Source organism: Mesorhizobium sp. ES1-1 (assembly GCF_020164785.1).
GTDB lineage: Bacteria > Pseudomonadota > Alphaproteobacteria > Rhizobiales > Rhizobiaceae > Mesorhizobium.
Genome location: NZ_JAIUGX010000006.1, coordinates 304,774 through 330,596, shown reverse-complemented (window position 1 = coordinate 330,596; position 25,823 = coordinate 304,774). Strand labels below are relative to the sequence as shown.

24 protein-coding genes and 1 pseudogene are annotated in these 25,823 nt (G+C 63.1%); 5 read left to right on the top strand and 20 right to left on the bottom strand.

The features are described 5' to 3' along the window. Window positions 1-73: 73 nt before the first annotated feature. Together LB513_RS13280 and LB513_RS13275 are read right to left on the bottom strand one after the other, a co-directional pair. Window positions 74-775, bottom strand: coding sequence for a haloacid dehalogenase type II (locus LB513_RS13280; RefSeq protein ID WP_224663954.1), 702 nt, complete (start codon window positions 773-775; stop codon window positions 74-76). 128 nt (window positions 776-903) lie between these two features. After that, the gene (locus LB513_RS13275; protein ID WP_224663953.1) at window positions 904-2,007 is read right to left on the bottom strand and encodes a LacI family DNA-binding transcriptional regulator; all 1,104 of its coding nucleotides are present in this window, start codon (window positions 2,005-2,007) and stop codon (window positions 904-906) included. A gap of 511 nt (window positions 2,008-2,518) precedes the next feature. On the opposite strand from LB513_RS13275, the gene LB513_RS13270 reads away from it, so the two are divergent. The 3 genes from LB513_RS13270 to LB513_RS13260 all read left to right on the top strand — a co-directional run bounded on the left by LB513_RS13270 (window position 2,519) and on the right by LB513_RS13260 (window position 6,200). Continuing rightward, window positions 2,519-3,481, top strand: a complete 963-nt coding sequence (locus LB513_RS13270) for a sugar-binding protein (RefSeq protein WP_224663952.1) — start codon at window positions 2,519-2,521, stop codon at window positions 3,479-3,481. 115 nt (window positions 3,482-3,596) lie between these two features. Next, complete coding sequence (locus tag LB513_RS13265) at window positions 3,597-5,135, top strand: sugar ABC transporter ATP-binding protein (RefSeq protein ID WP_224663951.1); 1,539 nt, start codon at window positions 3,597-3,599, stop codon at window positions 5,133-5,135. A gap of 69 nt (window positions 5,136-5,204) precedes the next feature. Continuing rightward, window positions 5,205-6,200, top strand: coding sequence for an ABC transporter permease (locus LB513_RS13260; protein ID WP_224663950.1), 996 nt, complete (start codon window positions 5,205-5,207; stop codon window positions 6,198-6,200). A gap of 96 nt (window positions 6,201-6,296) precedes the next feature. On the opposite strand, the gene phnN is transcribed toward LB513_RS13260, so the two are convergent. The 10 genes from phnN to LB513_RS13210 all read right to left on the bottom strand — a co-directional run bounded on the left by phnN (window position 6,297) and on the right by LB513_RS13210 (window position 16,857). Continuing rightward, a complete protein-coding gene (gene phnN / locus LB513_RS13255; RefSeq protein ID WP_224663949.1) occupies window positions 6,297-6,926 on the bottom strand; it encodes a phosphonate metabolism protein/1,5-bisphosphokinase (PRPP-forming) PhnN in 630 nt (209 codons plus the stop codon). Beyond that, a complete protein-coding gene (locus tag LB513_RS13250) occupies window positions 6,923-8,062 on the bottom strand; it encodes an alpha-D-ribose 1-methylphosphonate 5-triphosphate diphosphatase (RefSeq protein ID WP_224663948.1) in 1,140 nt (379 codons plus the stop codon). Before LB513_RS13250 ends, phnN begins: the two co-directional genes overlap by 4 nt. 42 nt (window positions 8,063-8,104) lie before the next feature. After that, on the bottom strand, window positions 8,105-8,812 hold the full coding sequence (locus LB513_RS13245; protein WP_224663947.1) for a DUF1045 domain-containing protein: 708 nt from the start codon (window positions 8,810-8,812) through the stop codon (window positions 8,105-8,107). 153 nt (window positions 8,813-8,965) lie between these two features. Further along, complete coding sequence (gene iolB / locus LB513_RS13240; RefSeq protein ID WP_224663946.1) at window positions 8,966-9,778, bottom strand: 5-deoxy-glucuronate isomerase; 813 nt, start codon at window positions 9,776-9,778, stop codon at window positions 8,966-8,968. 232 nt (window positions 9,779-10,010) lie between these two features. Beyond that, window positions 10,011-10,223, bottom strand: coding sequence for a DUF3329 domain-containing protein (locus LB513_RS13235; RefSeq protein ID WP_224663945.1), 213 nt, complete (start codon window positions 10,221-10,223; stop codon window positions 10,011-10,013). 43 nt (window positions 10,224-10,266) lie between these two features. Further along, window positions 10,267-11,184, bottom strand: coding sequence for a myo-inosose-2 dehydratase (gene iolE, locus LB513_RS13230; protein WP_224663944.1), 918 nt, complete (start codon window positions 11,182-11,184; stop codon window positions 10,267-10,269). Window positions 11,185-11,232: 48 nt separating this feature from the next. Beyond that, window positions 11,233-13,083: a 3D-(3,5/4)-trihydroxycyclohexane-1,2-dione acylhydrolase (decyclizing) gene (iolD, locus tag LB513_RS13225; protein ID WP_224663943.1), complete on the bottom strand. Its 1,851-nt coding sequence runs from the start codon at window positions 13,081-13,083 to the stop codon at window positions 11,233-11,235. A gap of 32 nt (window positions 13,084-13,115) precedes the next feature. Beyond that, on the bottom strand, window positions 13,116-15,050 hold the full coding sequence (locus LB513_RS13220; protein WP_224663942.1) for a bifunctional 5-dehydro-2-deoxygluconokinase/5-dehydro-2-deoxyphosphogluconate aldolase: 1,935 nt from the start codon (window positions 15,048-15,050) through the stop codon (window positions 13,116-13,118). A 557-nt stretch (window positions 15,051-15,607) separates the two neighbouring features. Further along, on the bottom strand, window positions 15,608-15,835 hold the full coding sequence (locus LB513_RS13215; RefSeq protein WP_224663941.1) for a DUF378 domain-containing protein: 228 nt from the start codon (window positions 15,833-15,835) through the stop codon (window positions 15,608-15,610). A gap of 176 nt (window positions 15,836-16,011) precedes the next feature. Then, window positions 16,012-16,857 carry a MurR/RpiR family transcriptional regulator gene (locus LB513_RS13210; RefSeq protein ID WP_224663971.1) on the bottom strand — a complete coding sequence of 282 codons (846 nt, stop codon included), beginning with the start codon at window positions 16,855-16,857 and terminating at the stop codon, window positions 16,012-16,014. Between the two features lie 151 nt (window positions 16,858-17,008). Here LB513_RS13210 and LB513_RS13205 point away from each other — a divergent pair, with 151 nt between their 5' ends. Continuing rightward, on the top strand, window positions 17,009-18,118 hold the full coding sequence (locus tag LB513_RS13205) for a Gfo/Idh/MocA family protein (RefSeq protein ID WP_224663940.1): 1,110 nt from the start codon (window positions 17,009-17,011) through the stop codon (window positions 18,116-18,118). 36 nt (window positions 18,119-18,154) lie between these two features. Here the strand turns inward: LB513_RS13205 and LB513_RS13200 are convergent, their stop codons facing one another. Beyond that, window positions 18,155-18,856 (bottom strand): helix-turn-helix transcriptional regulator, encoded by a 702-nt coding sequence (locus tag LB513_RS13200; RefSeq protein ID WP_224663939.1) that lies wholly within the window; start codon window positions 18,854-18,856, stop codon window positions 18,155-18,157. Between the two features lie 127 nt (window positions 18,857-18,983). On the opposite strand from LB513_RS13200, the gene LB513_RS13195 reads away from it, so the two are divergent. After that, window positions 18,984-19,619, top strand: a complete 636-nt coding sequence (locus tag LB513_RS13195) for a LysE family translocator (RefSeq protein ID WP_224663938.1) — start codon at window positions 18,984-18,986, stop codon at window positions 19,617-19,619. A 35-nt stretch (window positions 19,620-19,654) separates the two neighbouring features. Here LB513_RS13195 and LB513_RS13190 read toward each other — a convergent pair whose 3' ends face one another. From LB513_RS13190 to LB513_RS13160, 7 genes and pseudogenes are all read right to left on the bottom strand, one after another. Continuing rightward, complete coding sequence (locus LB513_RS13190) at window positions 19,655-20,746, bottom strand: 3-deoxy-7-phosphoheptulonate synthase (RefSeq protein WP_224663937.1); 1,092 nt, start codon at window positions 20,744-20,746, stop codon at window positions 19,655-19,657. A 480-nt stretch (window positions 20,747-21,226) separates the two neighbouring features. Continuing rightward, window positions 21,227-21,646 (bottom strand): type II toxin-antitoxin system VapC family toxin, encoded by a 420-nt coding sequence (locus tag LB513_RS13185; protein ID WP_224663970.1) that lies wholly within the window; start codon window positions 21,644-21,646, stop codon window positions 21,227-21,229. Further along, a pseudogene (locus tag LB513_RS13180) lies at window positions 21,613-21,910 on the bottom strand (type II toxin-antitoxin system prevent-host-death family antitoxin). The gene LB513_RS13185 and the pseudogene LB513_RS13180 overlap by 34 nt, the downstream one beginning before the upstream one ends. A 65-nt stretch (window positions 21,911-21,975) precedes the next feature. After that, a complete protein-coding gene (locus tag LB513_RS13175; protein WP_224663936.1) occupies window positions 21,976-22,770 on the bottom strand; it encodes an SDR family oxidoreductase in 795 nt (264 codons plus the stop codon). A 31-nt stretch (window positions 22,771-22,801) separates the two neighbouring features. Beyond that, window positions 22,802-23,797, bottom strand: coding sequence for an inositol 2-dehydrogenase (gene iolG, locus LB513_RS13170; protein WP_224663935.1), 996 nt, complete (start codon window positions 23,795-23,797; stop codon window positions 22,802-22,804). A 101-nt stretch (window positions 23,798-23,898) separates the two neighbouring features. Next, the gene (locus LB513_RS13165; RefSeq protein ID WP_224663934.1) at window positions 23,899-24,666 is read right to left on the bottom strand and encodes an ATP-binding cassette domain-containing protein; all 768 of its coding nucleotides are present in this window, start codon (window positions 24,664-24,666) and stop codon (window positions 23,899-23,901) included. A 2-nt stretch (window positions 24,667-24,668) separates the two neighbouring features. Continuing rightward, complete coding sequence (locus tag LB513_RS13160; protein WP_224663933.1) at window positions 24,669-25,745, bottom strand: ABC transporter permease; 1,077 nt, start codon at window positions 25,743-25,745, stop codon at window positions 24,669-24,671. Window positions 25,746-25,823 lie beyond the last annotated feature (78 nt).

The window sequence follows — 25,823 nt, the reverse complement described above, 5'->3', positions numbered from 1 at the left end:
AACCATCGAGGCAACCGAATGCAGGAACTACTTTGAAAACGCAGGATACGCTTCCGTCAAAACGTGAAACGCTCTAAATCCAACCAGCCGCTTCGAAAAAGCCTGGAACGTCGTCCAGACCGTGCGCTACGGCATCGGGCTTGTATCCCGCCGGCGCTTTGCGACCTGTGCCGCGATCGACCCACACAGCGCGGAAGTCAAGGTCGCGGGCTGCGGTCAGGTCCAGATGCGGGCTGGCGCAAATATGCACCAGTTCGTCCCTCGTCACGCCCAGTGTCTGCCAGGCATGTTCGAAAATCTGCCGCGACGGCTTGTAGGCCTGCGCCTGTTGAGCGGTGATGACGCGGTCGATGCAACCGCCAAGCTGCGCGACATTGCCTGAAATGATCGCGTCGTCGGTATTCGAAATGATCGCCAGCTTGAAACCGTCATCCTTGAGCCTGCGCAGCGTCGGCACCACCTCTGGAAAGGGCGGCATCCGACCGATCGATGACGTCAGCAACTCTGCGTCGTCGGCATCGGCGTCCAGCGAAAAATCATGCATCGCGAGTTGCAGCGCCTTTGCCGTGACTTCGGCGAAGGAGAGGTGCGGCCTCGAGTGCTCGAGATGGTGTTCGTGCCGATCGTAGACCGGAATGAAATCCTCCGCCTCGATCTTGCGGCCCTTGCGCGCCAGGATCGTCTCCATCGCCGCCATCAATCCTTCGTCCCACTGGATCAGTGTCCCGTAGCAGTCGAAGGTCAGCCATGTGGGGCGCGGGCCGTGCAGTGCCATGTCGCGAACCTTTCAAAAAACCGGCTGCTTTGTCACCTGCGGGCAGTGCGACGGTCAATGGAATATTCCATCTCGCCATTCCCCCAGTCCACGGCTTCGGGCAGGACGTGCTGGCCAGCGACCGACGGTCAGCCAGCCACCTTGCGCACACTCTCGCGTTCCACCAGCGGGCACTCGAGCTTGGTAATGGGATACCGTCCCCGTCCGTGCGTTGCCACTTCGAACTGTTCGATCGCCCATTGCCCCATCGCCATATGCGGCAGGATCGAAGTGGTCAGCGGCGGGAACAGATGCCGTGCGATTTCCTCGTCGTCATAACCGACCACGGAAATGTCTTGCGGAATGTGCAGGCCGGCTTCCTTGAGCGCCTCGTAGCAGCCGATCGCGGTGCGGTCGTTCTGGCAGAAAATGGCGGTCGGCCTGTCCTTCAGCGCCAGGAGCTTGACCGTCGCCGCGTAGCCCGCGCTGGCCGACCAGTCCCCCTCCACGACAAGTTCGGGATCGAACGGGATGTCGGCGGTGGCGAGCGCGCGGCGGTAGCCTTTCAGCCGGTCCTGCGCGGCTTGCATCCACGGCTCTCCGGTGATGGTGGCGATGCGCCGGTGGCCGCGGCTGATCAGATGGCGGGTGGAGTTCTGGCCGCCGGCGATCTCGCTGGGCACCACGGAGGGGAAGGCATAGTCAGCCGTGTAGCAGTTGAGCAGGATCACCGGGATGCCGAGGCCGTAGAGATAGTCGGGGGCGGTGATCTCGCGGGTGAAGATGGTCATGTAGATCAGGGCCGAAATGCCACGCCTGGTCAGCGCCGCGATGGCGCGCGGCTCCATGGCGGCATCGCCCAGGGTCTGCGCCACCAGAAGCACATTGCCGGCATTCCACGAGGCCTGTCGCGCGCCCTCGATGGCAACGACCGCCTCCGGGCTGGTCGCAAGCTGGTCGACGGCAAAACCGATCACCCCGTCCAGTCCGTCGAAAGCGGGAGCGGGCTTGTGCAGCGCGGCGAAGGCCGGCGCGGTGTAGCCGAGATCGCGCGCGGCCTCGATCACCCGGTCACGCGTCTGCCGCGACAGCCGGATGCCCGGCGTGTTGTTGAGCACGAACGACACCGTCGCCTGCGAGCAGCCGGCCGCGCGCGCGATATCGGTCATGGTGACCTTGCCCTTGGCGGTCTTACCCGTCGCCCTGCGGTGCCTCAATGTCCCGGGATCGCGCGGATCCGCCGTATCGCTCATGTCGCTTCCCATCCCCCCCCCGATGTCTAGACAGCGGCCTCTCTCGTCGCAACCCCACTCGCGACCGTTCATTTATAATACGCCGGAGTTGATAATAATTATCAGCAACGGTCCATGCCGACTTCGGCGGCGCGCATTGGCGCAAACTGCGGGCGCTGCCGCAAATCCCGTACAATTCTCTCAGCTTTTGCTTTGGACCGATAGGGCTGCCGATGTCGAGGACGCTCGCCCGTCAGCCTATCATGCTCCTCCAGAACAAGGAAAACTAATAACTATTTACTACCATCCGGAAGCCCTATAACGTCAAATCGCAGGCCTGAGAGGATGGTCGTAAAAATCAAATGTCAGACAAATCCGATTATTTACGAGCGCCACATGAGTCTGTAAGGTTGAGATCGTGACGGGAGCTTCCGGGGAGGAGGTCGAAGCCACATCGCCGGACTTATGCTCAAGCGAAATGTGAACAGACGAAGTCATCAAACGGGCGAAAATGCCAAACGGGAGGTTCAACATGAAATCTGTCATTAGAAATGCGTCGGTTGCTGCAGCGGCAATGCTGCTCGGTCTGTCGGCAACGGCAATCGCGCGCGCCGACGACAAGCCGACGCTGGCCTTCGTCGTCAACGGCGCTTCCGATTTCTGGAAGGCCGCCGAAGCCGGCGTCAAGAAGGCGCAGGCCGAGCTGCCGGACTACAATCTCGAGCTCAAATATCCCGAGCAGTCCTCGGTCGCCATCCAGCAACGGCTGATGGACGATCTGGTGACGGCCGGCGTCAAGGGCATCATGGTCTCGGCTGTCGATCCCAAGACCTCGACCGAGGGCCTGAACAAGATCGCCTCGCAGACGGCTCTGTTCACCACAGACAGCGATGCCCCGCAGACCAAGCGCGTCGCCTATATCGGCTCGTCCAATGTCGACGCCGGCAAGCAGGCCGCCGATATCGCCAAGAAGGCGATGCCCAACGGCGGCAAGTGCCTCGGCTTCGTCGGGCTCCTCGGCGCCGACAATGCCAAGGAGCGCATCCAGGGCTTCAAGGACGGCCTTGCCGGTACCAAGATCACGCTCGAGGACGTGCGCGGCGATGACATCGACCAGGCGCGCGCCAAGAAGAACGTCGAGGACGCGCTGGTCGCCAGCCCCGACGTGACCTGCATGGTCGGCTTCTATTCCTACAACACGCCGCGCATCTATGAAGCGCTGCGCGATGCCGGCAAGCTCGGCGCGATCACGGTTGTCGGCTTCGATGACGATCCGATCACGCTGGGCGGCGTCAAGGAGGGCACCATCGCAGCCACCGTCGTGCAGCAGCCCTTCGAATGGGCTTATCAGGGCATGAAGCTGATGGCCGCCTATCTCAAGGGCGACAAGTCGGGCATCCCGGCCAACGCGCTGATCATCATCCCGACCAAGATCGTCGGCAAGGATGACGTCGACGCATACGCGGCCAACCTGAAGGCGATGTCTGGAAACTGAGCGAATACAACTGCGCCGGCCCGGGGTTCGCCTCGGGGCCGGCGTCTCGCATTGACGGACCTTATAAGGACCGTCAGTCTGCCGAAAGGCCGCCCGCCAATCGCTGTCAGGCATCATGAATTATTCCGACACCTCCATTGCCGCATCGGCGCCGTTTCTCACTCTCGAGAACGTGCGCAAGACCTATCCCGGCGTGGTGGCGCTCGATGGCTTTTCAATGGAGGTCAGGCCGGGCGAGGTCATCGGCCTCGTCGGCGAAAACGGCGCCGGCAAATCGACCCTGATGAAAATCCTCGGCGGCGTGACAACGCCTGACACCGGCACCATTATTGTCGACGGCACCGCGCGTCAGGGGCTGACCGTCGAAGGCAGCCTTGGTTCGGGCATCGCTTTCGTCCACCAGGAACTCAACCTGTTTGAAAACCTTGACGTTGCCGCCAACATCTTCTTCGGCCGCGAGCCTTTGCGCGCCGGACCGCTGAAGCTGGTTGACCGCGCGAAACTGCGCGAGATGGTGGCGCCTTTGTTGAAGCGCGTCGGCGCCAACTTCACCGCCGACACGCCCGTGGCTTCCCTGTCGCTCGCCCAGCAGCAGATGGTCGAGATCGCCAAGGCGCTGTCGATCAAGGCCAGGCTGGTCATCCTCGACGAGCCGACATCGAGCCTGCCGATCGCCGAGACTGACAAACTGCTCGACGTCATCAAGGCACTGAAAGCCGATGGCATCAGCGTCATCTTCATCTCGCATCGCCTGCACGAGGTCGAGCGCGTCGCCGACCGCGTCGTCGTGCTGCGAGACGGCACATTGGCCGGCACGCTGCCCAAGGCCGACATAGGCCATGACCAGATGGTCAAGCTGATGATCGGCCGCATGCTCAAGGAGCGCGAAAAAGCTTCGGAAGCGGCGCGGGCGCCTGGCGCCGTCGCCCTTTCGGCCAAGGCCATCCGCACCAGCGCCTATCCCGGCCGCCCTGTCGATCTCGACGTCCGGCGCGGCGAAATCCTCGGCCTTGCCGGCCTTGTCGGCTCGGGCCGCACCGAACTGGCGCGGGTGTTGTTCGGCATCGACAATGCGCTCGGCGGCACGATGGAACTCGACGGCAAGCCGCTTGCCCTGGGTTCCGCGGCCGACGCCGTGGCGCGTGGCATCTTCCTGGTGCCCGAGGACCGCAAGCTGACCGGCATCCTGCTCGACCTGTCGATCGCCCAGAACATCTCCCTGCCAAACCTGCCGGCGCATGCAAGGCGCCTGCTGGTATCGGCCAGTGCCGAAACGACGACCGCCGAGAAACAGAAAAAGGATCTCGGCATCAGGGCCCCTTCGGTCCAGACGCGAACCGGCACGCTGTCGGGCGGCAACCAGCAGAAGGTCGTGCTCGGCAAATGGCTGGCCATGAACCCCAAGGTGATGATCCTGGACGAGCCGACGCGCGGCATCGACATTGGCGCCAAGGCGGAAATCTATGGGCTGATGCGTGCGCTGGCCGACGCCGGTGTCGCCGTGCTGATGATCTCCAGCGACATGGAAGAGGTGATCGGCGTCTCCGATCGCATCGCCGTCATGCATGAAGGCCAGATCTCGGGCATTCTCGACAAGGACCGTTTCAGCCAGGAAAACGTGCTGCTGCTGGCGGTGGGCAAGCCGCCGAAATAGCTTTGTCATGTCGCGCACGCCGGCGAACGATTTGCAGAACCTGCTGGGGCAGGCGTTTGGGAGAAGACGATGAGCAAGAAAGATCTCGGCCTGCTGATCCTGATCCTGGTGGTCGGCGCCATCGTCGCCATCATCAATCCGCGCTTCCTGCTGCCGATCAACCTTGCCAACACCTCGAACCTGATCGGCCTGTTCGGCATCCTGTCGATCGGCCAGGCCTTCGTCATCATCACAGGCGGCATCGAACTGTCGGTCGGATCGCTGGTGGCCTTGCTTGGAACGCTGTTCATCGACTTCATCGCCACGCGCGGAATGGGCTGGCCGGTCGCCTTCGTCATCATCCTGATGCTCGGGGCTGTCATCGGCCTGGCACATGGCTGGCTGATCACGCGGCTCAAGCTGCAGCCCTTCGTCGTCACCCTCTGCGGCCTGCTGATCTATCGCGGCGTCGCTCGCTTTTATACCGCCGACGGCACCGCGGGCTTCGCCTTCGGCCAGAATTTTCCCGAACTCGAATTCCTGACGGCCGGCAGATCCTGGGGCGTGCCCAACAGCTTCATCGCGCTGATCGTCATCGCCATCATCATGTGGGTCGTGCTGCACCGTTCGGTGTTTGGTCGCTATCTCTACGCCATAGGCAAGAACGAGGAGGCGGCGAAATATTCCGGCATTCGCACCGGCCGCGTCGTCATCGCGGCCTATGTCATCTGCGGAGTGCTGACCGCGCTATCGGCCATCTATTTCGCCATGTACACGCGCTCGATCTCGCCTGCCAGCCACGGCCAGTTCTATGAGCTTTACGCCATCGCCGCCGCCGTGCTCGGCGGGTTTTCGCTGCGCGGCGGCGAAGGCTCGCTGGTCGGCGTCGTGCTGGGCACCGTCCTGCTGCAGGAATTGCAGAACCTCGTCAACCTGCTCGGCATCCCGTCCTCGCTCAACTTCGCGGTGATGGGCGGCGTCATCCTCATCGGCGTGCTGGTCGACCAGCAATGGGGCGTCTTCCGCGCCCGGCGGCTGATGGCCGACGCGACCCGAAAAAGCGTCGCGGGCGCTGCGGCCGAATAGGCGCGAGAGTTGCGGGCTGCAAGGCAGCTCAATCGCTAGGCGACTGTACGACTATGGCGCTGTTGTCAGCCTGCAAAGTCTGGTGATCTGGGAAGCTCAGATCAGCCCTGAAATGTCCGAGAAGGCCATGGCCTTGCGCAGGATTTGGGCGAAGCGCTCGCCGGCCACCTCCCGCGGGCCGCTATTGTCGATCGAGGTAACACCCGGTCCCGACAAGGTGACATTGGCGCCGCGCGCCAGACGCGCCAGCACCTCGCCGCGAGATTCGCGACCACGCATCGCCAGCCGTTCGGCCAGCACCTCTGGCGAAGCCGTGATCTCGACGATGGCCAGATTGGCGTAACGGTCGCGCAGCACCGGGATGATCGCGCGCGACACATTGGCGATGGCGACGCGGCCGCTGGAAACGGACCGGTCGACATCGGCCGGAATGCCATAGCGCAGGCCATGCGCCTCCCAGGAAATGGCGAAGGCGCCGCCGGCCTCGGCCTCGACAAACGCGGCGTCTGCCAGCGTGTCATGGTCCTCGCTCGCGGCATCGCTCGGCCTTGTGATGATGCGGCGCACGAAATCAAGGCGAGCCTCCCCGCCGAAGCGGGAGCGAGCGTAGGCGATCACGGTGTCCTTGCCGGCGCCGCTCGGCCCGACCACGGCGACGAAGACGCCGTCGCGGATCGGGAACGTCGCGGCCGACATTTCCCGCTCGATCGATGCCGAGGCCATCACGCGACCCTGCGCCCCTGCCGCCAGACGGTCCGCACGACAGGAACATGATCGTCCACGCGCACCCGCACCAGATCGGCGCGCCGGCCCTGCTCGATGACGCCGCGGTCGCTCAGGCCAACCGCTTCCGCCGGGTTCTTCGACACCATGGCGACAGCCTGGGGCAGGCTGATGCCCTCGACAACGTCGCCGAGGAAGAATGTCGACTGGATCAGGCTGAACGGGATGTAGTCGGACGAGAGGATGTCGAGCAAGCCGTCGCTCGCCAGAGTGCGGGCAGACACATTGCCCGAATGCGAAGCGCCGCGCATGACATTGGGGGCCCCCATCAGCACGCCGAGCCCTGCCGCTTTCGAGGCCCTGGCCGCTTCTTTCGTGGTCGGAAACTCGGCCACACGCACACCTTGCTCGATCGCCTCGTCGACATGGCCGATCGTTGCATCGTCGTGGCTTGCCAGCACGATGCCGCGCTCATGGCAGGCCGCCGCGATCGCCGCGCGGTTCGGGGCCGAATTGAGCGCCGACTCGGCCATCCGCTTGTCGCAGAAAAGCTTGAAGTCACGATCGGTCAGCTTGAGCTTGCGCTGATAATAAGAAGCATAGGTCTCGAGATTGACGAACTGCCGCTGCCCGGGTGCGTGGTCCATCAGCGATGCCAGCCTGACCCGCTCGTCGCCGTCGAAACTGGCGAATGCGTTGAGGCAGTCCGGGGCCGATACTTCGCAGCGCAAATGGATGAAATGGTCGGCGCGCAGCCGATCCTGCTTTACGCTGTCCTCGATCGCATCGGCCAGCTTGCGGATATCGTGCAAATTCAGGTCGGCATCCTCGTCCATGCCGACACGCAGCGCGTCGAGCACGGTGGTGATGCCGGCCGTGGCCACCTGCGCGTCATGGGCAAGCACCGCCGCGATCGGATTCCAGCGCACCTTGGGCCGTGGCGCGTAGTGACCCTCGAGATGGTCGGTATGGAGTTCCACAAGGCCGGGGATGACATAGTCGCCGCCCATGTCCTCGCCAGCCCTGGCAGCACCCGCGTCGATGCCGGCGATGAGGCCGTCACGCAGCACCAGCGAACCTTCGACGATCTCGTCCTCAAGCACGATGCGGGCATTGGTCAGAACGGTCTCGGCAATCATTTCGGGCAGTCCTTGGTTTGCGGTGTGGATATCGCAGATGCGTCAGGCGGTTCTTCTGGCGGTGCGGCGACCGAGAGCGTGATGGGAAAGCACCATGAACGGTGCGCCGGGTTCCGCCTCGACAAACAGCGTCAGCCCATCGACAAGCACCGGCTGTTGCAGGACGTCTGCGAACAGGCCCTGGATTGCCGCGCGCAGACGAGGGCTCTCCTGGGGTCCCGCGCGCCCGGAAAGCGTCATGTGAAAGCGAAAGGCCTCGAAGACATAGGGATAGCCCCACTGGCAGAGATTACGGAACTCCGCCGGCTTCAGGGAATCGGGGCTGCGCCGCTCGATTTCGGCATCCGTCAGCGGGGCGCGAAAGCGGTCGAAATGGCGCACGACATCATCAGCGAAGCTATTGAGCGAAGGCACTGGCTCCTGCGGCACCAGCGCGAAGAATCCGTCGATCTGGCTGACAACGAGGCGCGGGATCGCCACCGCCGGCGTTGCTCCGGCAAAAGCGTCAAGTGCGGCGCGCAGCGATCCTTCCGTCTCGTTGGCCGCCAGGCGGAAGGGCGCTTTCAGGGTCGCGTGAAAGCCGTAACGCCGCGCAGAAGCGGTGTGGAAGGCGACTTCGGCCGCCGACAGGTCCGACACGGCCTCGACCGGCTTCGTCGCGGCGCCGAACGGGTCGCGGCCCAACCACTTGGCAGCAATGCGCGCCAGCATTTCGTCAGGTTGGGGGGTGTAATAGATGGCATAACGCATGGAGAGTCCTCGTCAGTCTCGTTGCCATAGGTGATTTCCATGACGGATTGACGAAGCTTTGACGGGTTTTCGAGGGCAAATCGACCCTTCAGGTCCTTAGCCGGCGATTTTTCGCCACTGGCCCAACATTCATGCCTCTCGGGGACCGCCTGCTCAGGCCTTCATCAACCACGCGTGCTCGGGCGCATTGTGAAATTTCCAGGTCCGCTTCGGCCCGGCCATCACATTGAGATAGTAGAGATCATAGCCGTGGCAGGCCGCGCAGGGGTGATAACCCTTCGGGACCAGGACGACATCGCCATCCTCGATCGCCATGGCCTCGTCCAGTTCGCGGACGCCATCGCTGCCGGCGTCCGTATAGACGCGCTGGAAGGCAAAACCCTGCGGTGGGTTGAGACGGTGGTAGTAGGTCTCCTCGAGGTACGACTCGGCAGGCACATTGTCCTGGTCATGCTTGTGCGGGGGATAGCTCGATGTGTGGCCGCCGGGCGTGATGACCTCGACCACCAGCAGCGAATCGGCCGGGTCACTCTCCGGCAGGATGTTGGTGACATAGCGCGTGTTTGTCCCTTTGCCACGCACCTCTTGGCCGAGATCCTCCGGCGCGATGACGCGAACCGGCAGACCGCCGCTGAGACCCGGTGCCGAGCAGACCGCCAGCTCCAGTTCCGTATCCGCGGTCACCGACCAGTCTGAACCTTGCGGCACATAGATCGACCACGGCTTGCCCTCGAAGGGCGACACGCGTTCGCCGAGCAGGCCGAGATCCTTGCCGCCGGCCGTCGCAATGCCCTTGCCGGTCACGAACACCAAGCAGACTTCCCGATCGTCGGTCTTTCCCGAGACGCCTTCGCCCGGCTTTAGCCGGTGCAGGTCAAAGCCGACATAGGTCCAGCCGGCACTACGCGGTGTCACATGGGCAACGCGGCCATAGGTCTTGTCGGCTTTGACGAGCAGCTTCGACATTGGTGTCTCCCTACGCTTCGATTTTCGGGCGCGGTCACCCCGATGAACAACTCCGGAGATTAGCTTGCTCGCGCTCCACCTTCGTCATCCTAGGGTCTGCGCTGCGTCGCTGCTCGCCTTGCTTCGCCCTAGGATGACGAATCTCAGGGCGTTTCGGCCAATCGCCAACCAGATACGATATGTCTCGTTCGCAGTATCCCGTCCAGGAAAAGCTTCCGCGCCATGCGCCGCCTCACTCCTCCGGCTCTATTGGCGGCTTCGCCTCGTCGACCGGCTGATACAGATAAAAGAACTGCCACAGACCGTAGCCCGCAAAGCCAAGCGCGATGACGCCCCAGAACGGCGTGCCGGTGGCGAACTCGACAATCGACCAGACGACGCACACCGCGACGACGGCGACCCGACGCCACAGAGGCCGGAAGAAGGGATGCTGGTAATCTTTCATAGGACCAGTCTACAGCAACGCAGTCCGCCGGGAACCCATCGCCTCAAACATTGGGAAAACCTTGCGTCTCCACCGTGTAGCCCGCGTCGGTCATCACGCGCATCAATTCCTTGTGGCCGACCTGCGCCATCCTGAGCGGCGGATTCTTCTTCGGGTCCTGCTCCGCCTCGACCACGAACCAGCCCTCATAGCCATGGTCGGCGAACCGCTGCACGATGGCGCCGAAATCGAGCGAGCCGTCGCCCGGCACGGTAAAGGCGCCGAGCGCCACGGCGTCAAGGAAGGATTGCCTGGTGCGGTCGAGCCTGTCGATCACCTCCATGCGCACATCCTTCACGTGCACATGACTGATGCGCTCATGATGGTTGTCGATGGCGCGCAGCACGTCGCCGCCGGCAAAGGCCAGGTGACCCGCATCGAGCAGCAGCGGGATGCCGGCTCCCGAATAGCCCATGAAGGCATCGAGCTCCGGCTCGGTCTCCACGACCGCCGCCATGTGATGATGATAGGCCAATGGCATGCCCTGTCCGGCGCACCACTCGCCAAATTCGGTGAGGCGCCTGGCATAGGACTTCATCTCATCGTCCGATAGCTTCGGCTTCGTGGCCAGCGGCTTCGAGCGGTCGCCCTGGATAGAGCGGCCGACCTCGCCATAGACGATACAGGGCGCGTCGACCGCCTTGAACAGATCGATCATCGGCTGGATGCGATCCTTGTTCTCGCTCATCCCCTCATCGACCAGCGTGCCCGAAAACCAGCCGCCGCACAGGGTAACGTCGGCGGCCTTAAGAATCGGCAGCATGATGTCCGGGTCCTTGGGAAAGCGCCGTCCCATTTCCATGCCGGTGAAGCCCGCAGAACGAGACTGGCGCAGGCACTCCTCCAGCGACACATCATCGCTGAGTTCCGCAAGATCGTCGTTCCACCATGCGATTGGGGACATGCCCAGTTTGGCTTTCAAGTCGTCACTCCGGTTCAAAACAGTGCATTAAAAGTGGCTAGCGCCCCATCACTCGCCGACGTTCTGCATCTGCCGCTTCTCTTCATAGGCCTTGCGCGCGGCATTCACCGTTGGCCGGGTAGACACTTCAGGCACCGCCACGTCCCACCAATGGCCGCCGGCCTCGGTCGACACCAGCGGGTCCGTGTCGATGACCAGAACGGTGGTACGGTCGTTCGCCTTTGATCTTTGCAGCGCTGTTTCCAGCCCGGCGATCGAGGGCACTTTCTCGGCGATAGCGCCCATGCTGGCGGCATGCGCCGCGAAGTCGATGTCGGGCAGGGTTTCGTGGCGCGCGTCCTTTAGCAGATTGTTGAAGTTGGCTCCGCCGGTCGCCATCTGCAGCCGGTTGATGCAACCATAGCCCCTGTTGTCGAGCACCACGATGGTGAGCTTGAGGCCAAGCATCACCGATGTGGCGATTTCGGAATTCATCATCAGATAGGAGCCGTCGCCGATCATGACGACGACCTCCTGATCGGGCTTCGCCATCTTGGCGCCGAGCCCGCCGGCGATCTCATAGCCCATGGTCGAGAAGCCGTATTCGCCATGGTACGAACCGGGAGCTCCCGCCTGCCAGAGCTTATGCAACTCGCCCGGCAGGCCGCCCGAAGCATTCAAAAGGATCACGCCGGACCCCATTGCGCGTTGCACGGCGCCGATCACTTGGGCATCGGACGGGAAGGCGGCATTGGTCGATGCCGTTACCTTGGCAGCGTCGGCCTGCCAAGCCGTCTTGCCGGCGGCCGAACTTTCGGTCCAGGCGGTAGGCGCCTTCCAGTCCTTCAGCGCCGCGCCGAGTTCGGCCAGTCCCTCGGCCGCGTCCGCGACGAGCGGCAACGCGCGATGCTTGCCGGCGTCGAAGGGCTGCGTGTTGAGCCCGATAATGGTCTTGCCGGAATTCTTGAACAGCGCCCAGGAGCCGGTGGTGAAATCCTGCAGCCTTGTGCCGATGGCGAGCACGACGTCCGCCTCTTCGGCCAGCCGGTTTGCAGCCGAAGTGCCGGTGACGCCGACCGCCCCCATGTTGAGCGGATGGACGTCCGGAAGAGAGGATTTGCCGCCTTGCGTCTCGCAGGCGGGAATGCCAGCGTCCTCGACGAATTTGCCCAGTTCGTTAGAGGCGCGCGAATAAAGCACCCCGCCACCGGCGATCACCAGCGGCTTTTTGGCGCCCTTCAGAGCTGCGACAGCGGCCGTAAGCTCATCGCGGTCCGGGCGCGGCCGGCGCTGGCGCCAAATCCGTTCGGCAAAGAAGCTATCGGGATAATCATAGGCCTCGGCTTGCACATCCTGGCAGAGCGACAGCGTCACCGGCCCGCATTCGGCTGGATCGGTCAGCACCTGCATGGCACGGGCGAGAGCCGGGATGATCTGCTCGGGCCGGGTGATGCGATCGAAATAGCGCGATACCGGACGGAAGCAGTCATTTACCGTCGCCGTGCCGTCGGAGAAATCCTCGGCCTGCTGCAGCACCGGATCGGGAATCCGGTTGGCGAAGACATCGCCGGGCAGGAGAAGCACCGGCAGCCGGTTGACATGCGCGAGTGCGGCCGCCGTCACCATGTTGAGGGCGCCCGGTCCGATCGAGGAGGTCGCGGCCATGAAGCGGCGGCGGAAATTGGCCTTTGCATAGGCGATCGCCGCATGCGCCATCGCCTGCTCGTTGTGGGCGCGGTAGGTGGGCAATTCGTCACGCAGGGGGTAGAGAGCCTCACCGATGCCGGCAACATTGCCGTGGCCGAAGATCGCCCAGACGCCGCCGAATATCGGCACTTTCCTGCCGTCGATCTCGGTCACCTGCTTGCTGAGAAAGCGGGTCAGCGCCTGCGCCATTGTCAGGCGTGTTGTCTTGCTCATGATGGTTTCCTCCGCGGTCCTCCGCCGCGCCTTTATGCTGCTTTACGGCCACGCGCGGCAAGCCACGCCTTGGTCAACTGTTCGAAGCGCGAGGCCATGTCGGCAACCGCCTCCTCATCGGACATTCTCCCGGCCAGCCATTCTTCGGCGGCATGGACGAAGATGGTGCGGCCGACGGCAAACCCCTTGACGATGGGTGCGTTGGCGGTGGCGGCGAAGGCGGCTTCGAGCTCGTCACGCGGCGCTTCCAGGCCAAGCAGCACGATGCCGCGGCACCAGGGATCATGTTTCCGGATCACCGCCTCGATCTTGGCCCATGCACCGCTCGAGGCCTGCGGTTCAAGCTTCCACCAGTCCGGCTTGATGCCAAGCGCATAGAGTTCCTCCAGCGCGCGCGCAATCGTGGTGTCGTCGAGCTTGCCGTGCTTGCCGGCTATGATCTCGATGAGAAGTTCGCGGCCGACCTTCCGCGCCGCCTCGAACAGGGCGCGCAGCTTCTGCTGCTGCTCATCCTTGAGCGCGGCGGGATCGTCCGGATGATAGAAGCACAGGCATTTGATGCAGTGGTCGACCGGCCATTCGGTGAGCTGCGAGCCGATGTCCTGCGAGAATTCGAAGCGCAGGGGCCGCGAGCCCGGCAATTCCACAGGTCGCCCGAGCCAGGCAAAGGAATGCCTCGCGAATTCGAACATCGCCTCGCGGCCGTATTTCTCGTCGATCAGCATGCCGTAGCCGGGCCGGCCGTCGGCGACCCTGGACGCCGCCTTGACCGCCAGGACCTTGAAGTCGCGAATGCGTGCCGGATCCGCCCCGGCCCTGGCCGCGACGTCCTCCAGTTGCACCCTGTGGTCGCAGGCGAGCGCCATCAAGGAGGGGACGTCGCGCCGGCGTGTCGTGGCCCAATGGATGTGGTTGATCGCCTCGTCCTTGCGCAAGGCCAAATGCTTGCTGCCGTTATCGAGGAAGAACTGCAATTCTTCGAAGGTTGGATATTCCGGCGCGCACAGCAGCCGCGACACGGCGAAGGCGCCGCAGGCATTGGCCCAGGTCGCCGCGGTCGCAAGGCTCTCCCCGCCAAGCCAGCCGCGCAGGAAGCCGGACATGAAGGCGTCGCCTGCGCCCAGCACATTGTAGATCTCGATCGGAAAACCCTTGCCGACGATGCCGTCTTCGAGATCGTCGCTGACCGGCCCGTCATAGACGATGCAACCCATGGCGCCGCGCTTCAAGACGATGGTCGCGGAAGACAGCGCGCGAATGGCCTTTAGCGCGCTCAGGCAATCATCGGCGCCCGACGCGATCATGATCTCTTCCTCGGTGCCGACGATGAGGTCGCAGTCGGGCAGCACCGTCTTCAACTGGGCCGAAACCCGGTCGGATTTCACATAGCGCTCGAACCCCTCCGCGTGACCGGCGAGGCCCCACAGATTGGGTCGATAGTCTATGTCGAACACCACCTTGCCGCCCTTGGCTTTCATGATGCGGATTGCCTTGCGCTGGGCGGCGTCGCTGTTGGGGCGCGAAAAATGCGTGCCGGTGACGACGATCGAGCGGGCAGAGGCGATGAAGGTCTCGTCGATATCCTCTTCCGAAAGCGCCATGTCGGCGCAATCGGTGCGATAGAAGATCATCGGCGAGACGCCTTCGCTTTCTACCGAAAGTAGCACCAGCGCCGTCAGCCGCTCCTTGTCGGTCTTCAACCCGTCGGTGTTGACGCCCTCGCGCCGGAGCTGTTCGCGGATGAAGCGGCCCATCTGCTCGTCGCCCACGCGGGTCAGCAAAGCCGAGCGCAGGCCAAGCCTCGCCGTGCCGACCGAAATGTTGGCGGGGCAGCCGCCGACCGATTTGGCGAAGGAGGTGATATCCTCCAGCCTTGAGCCGATCTGCTGGCCGTAAAGGTCGACGGAGGCACGGCCGATGGTGATGACGTCGAGCGGCGCCTGTTTTGCGTCCACGGCTTCGCTCATTGGAACCTCCCGTCGGCCTTGCTGTCACGAACGACATTGTCTGGATATCACGCGCGAGGGGCAGCGTGGTGCCGGCGACATGAAATAATAATTCCAATACACAGTCAATATGGAATGAGTGTTCCTTATCTGGTTTGCAACTGCGCATCGTAAGATCGCCGCTGTATCCGGGAGGTGCTTTGATAGGACCGCGATGCAAAATCGACGTAGTTGGCAATGTGTGAAGCCAACGGCATGGTCTGCCTCGCGAGGCTACTTTTGGCACGCGGCCGTGGCACCCGACGGCTGCGTTGCCATCGATTGCGTCGCTCTACTCTGGTGTAGCTATTCTGGCGTGCGATGTGCCGGACATTATTTGCACGGACACAGTGGCGAGCTGCCAGAGAATGGAAGCTGCCAGGATCAGCATGACAGGCGTGGGCCAAAGCAGCCCTGGCTCCCCGCCGAAAGCAACGGGCAGCCAGAACAGCCCCGAGATGATCAGTACGAATCGAGACGCGATGTGCATCGCCAGAAGCGCGCGAACGACTATGTCGGCGTAGCGTGGCACTTCACATTCAGGTCCGGCGTTGTGCTGCGGTTTCGCCGCTGTCAAAGCTGCGGAACAGCGGGACAAGCTGCCAGAGGGCCGAAAGTCCCACCAGGATATAGACGGCACGGGCAAGAGCAGCCGTCTGGCCGCCGAAAATCGCGGCTACAAGGTCGAATTGGAAAAGTCCGACGAGGAGCCAATTAAGGCCACCGACGATAATCAGTAAAAGCGTAATAATGTTCAGTGCGCGCATCCGGTTCACTCCTATTTTGCCGCACCCAACTTGGCAAACTGATAGATGTTCCAACCGGGATCGGGGTTGGCGAGCCGAACTGTAGATATTGATCCCTTCAAATCGCTTGTCTGACTCAGCTCTGAACTTCTTGGAGGCGCTAAAGCACCCGCAAGCGTTCAAGCGAATGCCGGCAATCAAGCCTTGCGCTTGCGCCCCGTGCCGCGCCGCTTTTCGCCGACACCGACTGTCAGCGCCATGGCCAGCGCCATCGTCGCGGACAGCGACCGGAAGCCGGCAAAATCCGCCTCCGCGACCTCGAACCAGACCGTGGCGAACTGGGCGAGGGGGGAGAAGGAACTGTCGGTGATGGCGACGATCGGCACGCCCTGCTCCGAAATCGTTCGCGCTTCCTCGATTGTGGCCGGCGCATAGGGCGAGAAGCTGATGGCGATGACGGCGTCGGCTGGCGTGGCAAAACCGATCATCTCGGCGTTCAGGCCGGCCGCAGACTCGATCAACTGGTTGCGGATTTTCAGCTTGCCCAGCGCGTAGGCGATATAGCTTGCAACGGGGTAAGAGCGGCGCTTGGCCAGGACAAAGATGGTCTCCGCCTTGGCTAGCAGCGAAACCGCCTTTTCCAGATGGGCTTCGTCCAGCGTGCGGGAGATGTCGTTGAGCGAGGTGCTGGCTGCGGCCACGAAGCCATCGAAGATCGCCCGGTGGCCCGCGCCGCCCTCGGCCTTGGCGCGCAACGCCAGAAGCCGTTCGTCATAGGAGGAGTTGCGCTCTCGCAGGCGCTCGCGAAACACCTGCTGGAGGCTGGTGAAACCGTCGAAGCCCAGTTGCTGGGCAAAGCGTATCAAGGTCGACGGCTGCACCCCTGCAGAAGCGGCGATGCTGGCGGCGGTGCCGAAGGCGATATCGTCAGGATTGTCCAGCGCATGGGCGGCGATCTGGGCGATACGCTTCGGCAGGCTTTCGCGTCGGTCGAGGATCGTGGCGCGCAGCGTCTCGAAGTCGCGAGGTACCCGTTCGTCCATCGTCACTCTGTCCAGGCTCATCTAGGAACGACCTCTGTGCCTCATCATAGCGGGCCTACGCAAGAACACCACAAAAAATGAGGCAGACATTCCATTCGCTGGAAAAATGGACTAATTCATCCATCAGCGCTTCAGGCGGTGGAGAAACGTAATGGTTGGCGTCGGTCTCATCGGCACGGGTTTCATGGGCAAGTGCCATGCCATAGCGTGGAGTGCCGTCGGCGCGGTCTTTCCCGATGTTGCCAAGCCAAGGCTTGTCCATCTCGGCGAGGTCAATGATGAACTTGCCAGGCGCAAGGCGGGCGAGTTCGGCTTCGCCAGGGCGTCAGGTGACTGGCGCGCCGTTGTCAACGATCCGGAGGTCGATATCGTCTCGCTGACCACGCCAAACCAGTTTCATCCGGAAATGGCCATTGCGGTCCTGGAAGCCGGCAAACATCTCTGGTGCGAAAAGCCGATGGCGCCAAGCTTCGTCGAAGCCGAAGCCATGGCCGCCGCGGCGAAAAGGTCCGGCAAGGTCGCCGCCCTCGGCTACAACTACATTCAGAGCCCGGCCATCCGCCATATCGGCGCGCTGCTGGACGAGAAGATCATCGGCGAGGTCAACCATCTGCGCATCGAGATGGACGAGGATTTCATGGCCGATCCCGAGGCGCTGTTCTTCTGGAAGCATGAGGCGGCTTCCGGCTATGGCGCCCTCGACGATTTCGCCGTGCATCCGCTGTCGCTGGTCTCGGCGCTGTTCGGCCGCGTCGCCAGCGTCATCTGCGACATGGCCAAGCCCTATGCCGATCGCGAGGTCCCCACCGGAGGCCGTCGCGCCGTCGAGACCTACGACATCGCCAGCGTGTTGATGCATCTGGAAAACGGCGTTGCCGGCACGCTGCTTGTGAACCGCTCGGCCTGGGGCCGCAAGGGCCGCATCGCGATCCAGATCTTCGGCTCCAAGGGATCGATCCTGTTCGACCAGGAACGGATGAATGAAGTCCAGCTTTATGTCACGTCGGACCGCCCGACAGAGCAGGGTTACCGCACGATCCTGGTGGCGCCGCACCACAAGCCTTACGATGCTTTCCTGCCTGCGCCCGGCCATGGCCTCGGCTTCAACGATCTCAAGATCATCGAGTGCCACGAATTGCTGACGCGCCTGGGAGGCAAGCCGGCCCGGCTCGTCGAATTCGCCGAAGGACTGGAGATCGAGCGCACCGTGCACGCGATGGCGCGTTCGTTCGAGGAAAAGCGCTGGGTGGATGTGAGGTAACACCCACCCCAGGGCGCCGGTTTCGCGACGGTCGTCTCAGGCGCCGGCGGTCGGGGCATTGATTTCCCACCCACTGACCCACACTTGGCGCAACCGGTCGCCTTCGCCCTTGAAGCGTAGCCCGGTCGGTCGGCAATCCCCGATGCGGTCGCTACGGAAATTGCGGATCGCCTGCCGCAACTCGCACCAGGCGACGATGTTGGCGGTCTCGGCATAATAGATCAGAGCGATTGGGCGGATGAGGCGCTCGGAGGCGCGGCCCATCTCATCGCGATAGGAAAGGTCGAGCTTCTCCTCGTCGCGAATGGCGCGGCGCACGAGCGCCAGGTCGATCGCGCCGGCTGAAGGCGCGGCGAAGCCCCAGGCGTGGAGCGCATTGGCCTCGAAGGCCTGGCGCAGCGGCGGCGGCACTGCGCCGGCGATCTTGGCGCTGACGCGCTTGGCCGCGCGCTTCAACTCATCGTCTCCGGTGCGCTCCAGCAGCGCCAGCGACAGCACGATCGCCTCCATCTCCTCGATCGAGAACATCAGCGGCGGCAGGTCGAAACCGGGACGCAATATATAGCCGATGCCGCGCCCGCCCTCGATCGGCACCCGCATCGCCTGCAACGCGGCGATGTCGCGATAGATCGAACGGACAGTCACTTCCAGCTGCTCGGCAATCATCGCCGCCGTCACAGGCTGCCGCGCCAGCCGCAGGATCTGGATGATCTCGAACAGCCGCGACGCCTTGCGCATTTTTTCACCCGATGCCATCCCAACTGACACACCCTCGTCAGTTGGGCCAACATATAGGACTGCCTCTCGATATGAAAATCAACAGCTTCCGCCGCACGCAGGTGGGGCAAGGCGGTAGGCAACTGACATGGGTTACGCGGAAAATCTCTGGCTCTTCTTCATCCTGCTGTTCGGCATCATCGCCGTCCCGGGCATGGATATGCTGTTCGTGCTGGCCAATGCATTGACCGGCGGCCGTGACCGGGGCCTTGCCGCGACCGGCGGCATCATGGTCGGCGGCTTGGTGCATACGCTGAACGGCGCCATCGGCGTCGGCCTGCTGATTCACTTCGTGCCGATCCTGTTCAAGCCACTGCTGCTTGCCGGCGCCGCCTACATGGCCTTTATCGGCATCACACTGATGCGCAGTTCCATCACCGTCGGACAGGACGGTCCTGCCGGCAGCCGCTCCGCCTGGAAGGCGTTTCGACAGGGGCTGGCGACCTGCCTGATCAACCCGAAGGCATATTTGTTCGTGCTTGCCGTCTACCCGCAATTCCTGAAGCCGGATTATGGTCCCATCTGGATGCAGGCGACGGTCATGGGCCTGCTTACCGTCCTGACACAGGCGGCGATCTATGGCGGACTCGCGGTCACCGCCGGCCGCAGCCGCAACCTCCTGATCGCCAACCCGCGAGCCACCATTCTTGCTGGCCGGGCGGCCGGATTGCTGCTCTTCGCGGTGTCGGTGTTCACCGCGTGGGAGGGGCTGAGGGGGGCGTAAGTTCCATTAACATCGCCCCCCATACCGCCTTCTTATCAAGCCGCGCCCTGCCGGCTTTCCAACATGGCTCGGCGTGCCGAGCGGCGCCACTCGACGGCTCCGGCAAGGCCGTGCAGCACGGTCTCTGTGGTCGCCCAGTCGATACAGCCATCGGTGATGCTCTGGCCATAGACGAGCGGCTTGCCGGGCACCACATCCTGCCGTCCGGCGACGAGATTGCTCTCGATCATGACGCCGATGATGCGCTCGTCGCCCGCCGTTATCTGGCCAGCCACATCGGCCGCCACCTTGGGCTGGTTCTCCGGCTTCTTGGCGGAGTTGGCATGGCTGACATCGATCATCAGCCGCGGCGCCACTCCGATGCGTGCGAGTTCCACCGCCGCCGCCTCGACACTCGTCGCGTCATAATTAGGCTGGACGCCGCCGCGCAGGATGACGTGGCAGTCCTCATTGCCGGTCGTTGCCGCGATAGCGCTGCGTCCGCCCTTGGTCACCGCCATGAAATGGTGCGGCTGGGCCGCCGACTTTACCGCCTCGCCGGCGATCCTGAGATTGCCGTCGGTGCCGTTCTTGAAGCCGACCGGGCAGGACAGACCCGAAGCCAATTCGCGATGGATCTGGCTCTCGGTGGTGCGCGCGCCGATGGCGCCCCAGGCGACGAGGTCGGCGATGTATTGCGGGATCGTCATGTCGAGGAATTCGGTTGCGGCCGGCAGGCCGAGATTGTTGACGGCCGACAGCACGTTGCGCGCCATCCTGAGCCCTCTCTCGATGTTGAAGGAGCCGTCGAGGTCGGGATCGTTGATAAGGCCCTTCCAGCCGACGGTCGTGCGCGGCTTCTCGAAATAGACCCGCATCACGATCTCGAGCCGGTCGGACAGGGCTTCGCGTAGCGCCGCCAGACGGCTGGCGTAATCCACCGCGGCGACCGGATCGTGGATGGAGCAAGGGCCGACGATCACGATAAGCCGATCGTCGGCCCCGGTTAGGATGGAATGGATGGCGTTGCGTGACGCGGCAACGGTGCGCGTCGCCGTCAGAGTGCGCGGAATCTCCCGCATCACCTGGTCCGGCGTGCTCAGTTCTCGGATTTCCTTGACGCGAAGATCGTCTGTAGTGGTCAACACGGCTTTCTGCTCCTGATTGGGGAGACCTGCCGGCTGAAACAAAAAAGCCGCCAGGTCTGGCGGCTGTTCGGATACTTTTGCTGCAATCTTCAGATCGAGCGCAATCCTCCCGCCGCCAGCGAGCTCCTAAAGTACCAATAGGTGGCGGTCAGGTTGATCATGAGGCTCATATAGTCGATGAGAAGGCGCTTGTCACGTGGGACCTAACGTCAATTCGGGATGGGCGGAACCTTCGCGATTTCGTCATCCTATGGCGTAGCAAGGAGCGAAGCGACGCGGCGCAGACCATAGGATCCATTCCGTGACATCCGCCAGGGAACGCAGCGGAGCAGAATTCTGGACCGCAGCGGCGCTTCCGAGTCCCGGCATGGATCCTCGGGTCTGCGCCACGTCGCTTCGCTCCTTGCTGCGCCGGTGGATGACGACATCGTAGGCGTCTTCGTTAAACTCCCTTGGTCTAGACTACCCCCATGACGGAGCTCAAGGTGCAGTCCACGGGTCGAATAGTTCAATACCAAGACCTTCGAAATCCCTCGTATTCCGTGTCGCCAAAGTGAGCTCACGCGCAATCGCGGTGGCAGCGATCAGGCCGTCCATCGACGACAAGCCGCGGCCGTGGCGCTTGGCAAGGCCTATAAGGTCCCCCCAGGCCAACGCAACCTTTTCATCCACGGGCAGCCCCCTCTGCTCGAAGCGGTGTGGGAGGTCTCGGGTGAGCCATTCGCCCAGTGCCACTCGTTTCCGGTCTTCATCCATGAGGGCAACGCCGGGCCTGATCTCGGCGATCGACACGACGCTGATGAAGGAGCGGTCCTCATCAAGCTCGTCCAGCCAGTCGAGAACGCGTTTGTCCGGCGCCGGCCTTGTCACCTCCGATAGGACGTTCGTGTCGAGCAGCAGCCTCGCAGTGGCAGATCATGCGGTTCATCGCGTTGACGCTCGAGATCGAGATCGGCTCCCCGAAGCGGCGAGTCCAGCAAGAATTCCGCAAGTGTACCTTTGCGAGCGGTCTTGCGCTGCCATTCCTCGGCCGAGACTGCGACGACTGTGGCCTGCCGTTCTTGGTTATCGTCTGCGGAGATGACTGCGCGCGCTCGATGACTTCAGAGAGCCGCGCCTTTGCCCTGCGACCGTCCAGTTCGTATCCTCGGTTGCATGCAGCATCTCAACCTCATGACTAGTCTGACTGTCATGACCATTAAAGAAGGGCGACGTCGCAGTAACAGAGGTTATTCCGGCGACGTGCCCGCGACATTCTGGTCGTAGTCGACCAGCGATCCGGTCATGACGCCGGATTGCGGGCTGACCATGTAGCTGATCAGGCGCGCCAGTTGGTCCGGCTTGACCAATTGCCCCATCGGCTGACCGGCTTCCGCCTTTGCCAGCCAGTCCTCCGCCGCCGCGTGCCATTTCTTCTGCACGATGTCCTCGCCCTCCGTATCCATCCAGCCCGGCAGCACGGCGTTGCAGCGGATGCGGTTGAAGCGATAGGCATTGGCGACATTCTTGGTCAGGGTCGCCAAGGCGCCCTTGCTCGACGAATAGGGCGCCAGGAAGGACTGGCCGCAATGCGCCGACATCGAGAGGACGTTGACGATGGAGCCCGGCGCCTTCGTCTCCAGGAGATGCGCCACCACGCCCTGCATCAGGAAGAACGGGCCACGCACATTGGTGGCGAAAATCTGGTCGAAGACCTCCTCGGATGTCTCGACCAGCGAGCCGCGAGCCGAGGTCGCGGCGGCATTGACCAGCGCGTTGATGGTACCGAAATGCGAAATCGCAGTCGCGACGGCGCGCTTGCACTCGGCGACTTTCGAGACGTCGGCGCTAATGAAGATGGCGTCGACGCCGGTCTTTTTGAAATGGGCGACGGCCTTGTCGCCCTTCTCCTGCGAGCGGCCGATCAGCGCAAGCGCCCGGCAGCCCTCGTCGGCCAGCGCCTCGGCGGCGGCGAAGCCGATGCCTTGCGCACCGCCGGTGACGATGGCGCGTGTCTGTGAATTGCGATCGGCGGATGCGCTCATCGCTTTGCTCCTGTGTGTTAGGTCCGGTTTCTCACTTGTCGAGACGTACGGTCTTGCCGGTCGTTGCCGATTTCAGCGCCGCATCCGCCAGCTTCAACGCGACGAGGCCATCGGCCCCGCTCGGTGACGCCTTCTTGCCCGAGGTCGCCGCCGTGATGAACGCGGCGATCTCCAGCGCATAAGCGTCGAGATAGCGGGTCATGAAGAAGTCGTGCAGCGGCGGGCGCGTGTAGCCCTTCTCGTTGGCGAGTTCGATCGACACCGGCCGCTGGTTCTCGGCGGCGACCATGCCTTTCGAGCCATGCACTTCGATGCGCTGGTCGTAACCGTAGGTGGCGCGGCGCGAGTTGGAGATGACGGCCTGCTTGCCGGACGCCGTCTCGAGGATGACGCTGACTGAATCGAAATCGCTGGCAGCGCCGATATCCTTGTCGACCAGTACCGAGGCATGGGCGCTGACCGCCACCGGCTCTTCGCCGAGCAGGAAGCGCGCCATGTCGAAATCATGGATGGTCATGTCGCGAAAGATGCCACCCGAGCGCTTGATGTAGTCGATCGGCGGCGCTCCCGGATCGCGCGAGGTGATGGTGACCATTTCGACCGTGCCGATGGCGCCATCGTCGATTGCCTTGCGCACGGCGGCGAAATGCGGGTCGAAGCGCCTGTTGAAGCCGACCATCAGCGTCGCCTTGGTCTTCTCGACCACGGCCAGGCACTTCTCGACGCGCTTGACGTTCAGGTCGATGGGCTTTTCGCAGAAGATCGCCTTGCCAGCCTTGGCGAAGCGCTCGATCAGATCGGCATGGGTATCGGTCGGCGTGCAGATGACGACGGCGTCGATGTCATTGGATGTCTCGATGGCGTCGATGCTGCGCACCTCTGCGCCATAGGCCCCCGCCAGTTCGGTTGCCGCCTTTTCGAAGGCATCGGCGACGGCCACTAGTCTGGCCTGCGGATTGGAGCCGACGGCGCGGGCGTGGACCTTGCCGATGCGGCCGGCGCCCAGGAGAGCAAAACGGAGTGTCATGGGATTTCCTCTGGGGGTGGTTCAAAGCAGGTGATCGCGCCGACGATCGGCGTGGGTGAAATTCGGTCGAGACAGGACAGGGGCGTTTATCGCATCTCCCGTCAAGCGACGAGTTCGGCCTCCCCGGTCTTGGCGCCTATGATGTAGGAGACGATATCGTTTCCGTCTGTGTCCTGCTTGTGCAGATTGGCAACGATGCGGCCGCGCCGGAAAACGACGATGCGGTCGCACAGGTCGAACACCTGGCGCATATTGTGGCTGATCAGGATCAGCGGCTCGCCATTGTCCTTCAGCGTGCGGATGATGTTCTGGACCTGAGCCGTTTCCTGCACGCCCAGCGCCGCCGTCGGTTCATCCATGATGATCAGCTTGGAGGCGAAGGTGGCGGTCCGGGCGATCGCCACGCATTGGCGCTGGCCGCCCGACATGTGGCGGATCGTGTTCGACAGATTGGGGATCTTCACCGCCGTGCGGATCAGCGCCGCCTCGGTCGCCTTGCGCATGTATTTGCGGTCCAGGATCGAGAACGGCCCGAGGTTGAACAGCACCTTCTCGCGGCCGAGGAACAGGTTGGATGGCACGTCGAGATCGTCGGCCAGCGCCAGGTTCTGGAACACGGTCTCGATGCCCGCCTCGCGCGCCTCGATCGGCCCGGTGAAATTCACCTCCTTGCCGTCGAACCACATCTTGCCGCTGGTGCGCTGCTCGACGCCGGTGATCTGCCGCACGAAGGTCGATTTGCCGGCGCCGTTGTCACCCATGATGGCGACATGCTCGCCCTTGCGCAGCTCGAAATTCGCGCCTTCGAGCGCATGCACCCCGCCATAGCGCTTGGTCATGTTCTCGGTCTTCAGGACGATGTCAGACATGATCAAGCCCTCATTGCCCGCAGGCGTTGCCGCCACTGATCGAGAACCACCGCGCCGACGATGATCACGCCCTTGACCATCTCCTGGTAATAGGCGTCGAGGCGCAGGAAGGTGAAGCCGGAGATGATGACGCCGAAGATCAGCGAGCCGATAACCGTGCCGATGATCGAACCGCGGCCCCCCGACAACGAGACGCCGCCGATGACCGCCATCGCGATGGCATCGAGCTCGTACATCACGCCCATGCCGGACTGGGCGGTTAGATTCTTGGAGCTCAGAACCACGGCGGCGAGCGCGGCGAGTATGCCTGCGATGGCGTAGACCAGGATCTTGTGGTTGGCGATGTTGATGCCCGACATGCGCGCGGCGTCTTCATTGGACCCGATAGCGTAACTGTGCTTCCCATACTTTGTGTAGGTCATGATCAACTGGAATAGCACGGCCAGCGACAGGAAGATGATGACGGGCATCAGGCCCTTGCCGATCGCCGCGAAACCTTCGGTCGGAAACGAGATCGGCTGCCCCTTAGACCACCATTTGGCGATGCCGCGTGCGGTCACCATCATGCCCAACGTTGCAATGAAGGGCGGAATGCGCGTGTAGGCGATCAGGGCGCCGTTGACGAGGCCGGCCAGCAGGCCGCAGCCGATCGCCACCACCACGGGCACGATGACGGGCAGGTCGGTCCAGCCCTGCGCCAAGAACATCGCCTTGGGGTTGGGGTTACCATTGACCGTCGCCACCTGGGCGAAACTCATGGCGATCATCGCGGTGGCGCCGACGATCGAACCGGAGGACAGGTCGATGCCGCCGGTGATGATCACCTGCGTCACGCCGATGGCGATGATGCCGACGATCGACACCTGCAGGATGATGATCTGCAGGCGCGCCTCGTTGAAGATCGCCGGGACGTCGGCGCGGGTGTTGAACAGAAAGCTGTCGCCGAGAAAGATCCGGCCGATCAATTCGAAAATGACGACGAGGATGACCAGCGCCAGGAAGACGTTGAACTCAGCCGGCCATGTCCGCTTCCTGGCGTCATAGCCGACCCCGCCGACGCCATGGGATGTCTGTGCCAATCGTCTACCTCCCTCAGCCGCGGTCGATCCTGACGCCCGGAGGCGCCGGAGGATGGAGGAGCGGCGCCATCGCTGCGA

Excerpts from the sequence above, each read along its gene's own strand:
- LB513_RS13205 (WP_224663940.1), top strand. The coding sequence starts at position 17,009 with ATGGTTGGCGTCGGTCTCATCGGCACGGGTTTCATGGGCAAGTGCCAT.
- LB513_RS13175 (WP_224663936.1), bottom strand. The coding sequence starts at position 22,770 with ATGAGCGCATCCGCCGATCGCAATTCACAGACACGCGCCATCGTCACC.
- LB513_RS13210 (WP_224663971.1), bottom strand. The coding sequence starts at position 16,857 with ATGGACGAACGGGTACCTCGCGACTTCGAGACGCTGCGCGCCACGATC.
- LB513_RS13200 (WP_224663939.1), bottom strand. The coding sequence starts at position 18,856 with ATGCGCAAGGCGTCGCGGCTGTTCGAGATCATCCAGATCCTGCGGCTG.
- LB513_RS13215 (WP_224663941.1), bottom strand. The coding sequence starts at position 15,835 with ATGCGCGCACTGAACATTATTACGCTTTTACTGATTATCGTCGGTGGC.
- iolG (WP_224663935.1), bottom strand. The coding sequence starts at position 23,797 with ATGACACTCCGTTTTGCTCTCCTGGGCGCCGGCCGCATCGGCAAGGTC.
- LB513_RS13245 (WP_224663947.1), bottom strand. The coding sequence starts at position 8,812 with ATGCGTTATGCCATCTATTACACCCCCCAACCTGACGAAATGCTGGCG.
- LB513_RS13260 (WP_224663950.1), top strand. The coding sequence starts at position 5,205 with ATGAGCAAGAAAGATCTCGGCCTGCTGATCCTGATCCTGGTGGTCGGC.
- LB513_RS13250 (WP_224663948.1), bottom strand. The coding sequence starts at position 8,062 with ATGATTGCCGAGACCGTTCTGACCAATGCCCGCATCGTGCTTGAGGAC.
- LB513_RS13235 (WP_224663945.1), bottom strand. The coding sequence starts at position 10,223 with ATGAAAGATTACCAGCATCCCTTCTTCCGGCCTCTGTGGCGTCGGGTC.
- LB513_RS13280 (WP_224663954.1), bottom strand. The coding sequence starts at position 775 with ATGGCACTGCACGGCCCGCGCCCCACATGGCTGACCTTCGACTGCTAC.
- iolD (WP_224663943.1), bottom strand. The coding sequence starts at position 13,083 with ATGAGCAAGACAACACGCCTGACAATGGCGCAGGCGCTGACCCGCTTT.
- LB513_RS13270 (WP_224663952.1), top strand. The coding sequence starts at position 2,519 with ATGAAATCTGTCATTAGAAATGCGTCGGTTGCTGCAGCGGCAATGCTG.
- LB513_RS13195 (WP_224663938.1), top strand. The coding sequence starts at position 18,984 with ATGGGTTACGCGGAAAATCTCTGGCTCTTCTTCATCCTGCTGTTCGGC.
- iolB (WP_224663946.1), bottom strand. The coding sequence starts at position 9,778 with ATGTCGAAGCTGCTCGTCAAAGCCGACAAGACCTATGGCCGCGTTGCC.
- LB513_RS13265 (WP_224663951.1), top strand. The coding sequence starts at position 3,597 with ATGAATTATTCCGACACCTCCATTGCCGCATCGGCGCCGTTTCTCACT.
- LB513_RS13165 (WP_224663934.1), bottom strand. The coding sequence starts at position 24,666 with ATGTCTGACATCGTCCTGAAGACCGAGAACATGACCAAGCGCTATGGC.
- LB513_RS13220 (WP_224663942.1), bottom strand. The coding sequence starts at position 15,050 with ATGAGCGAAGCCGTGGACGCAAAACAGGCGCCGCTCGACGTCATCACC.
- LB513_RS13275 (WP_224663953.1), bottom strand. The coding sequence starts at position 2,007 with ATGAGCGATACGGCGGATCCGCGCGATCCCGGGACATTGAGGCACCGC.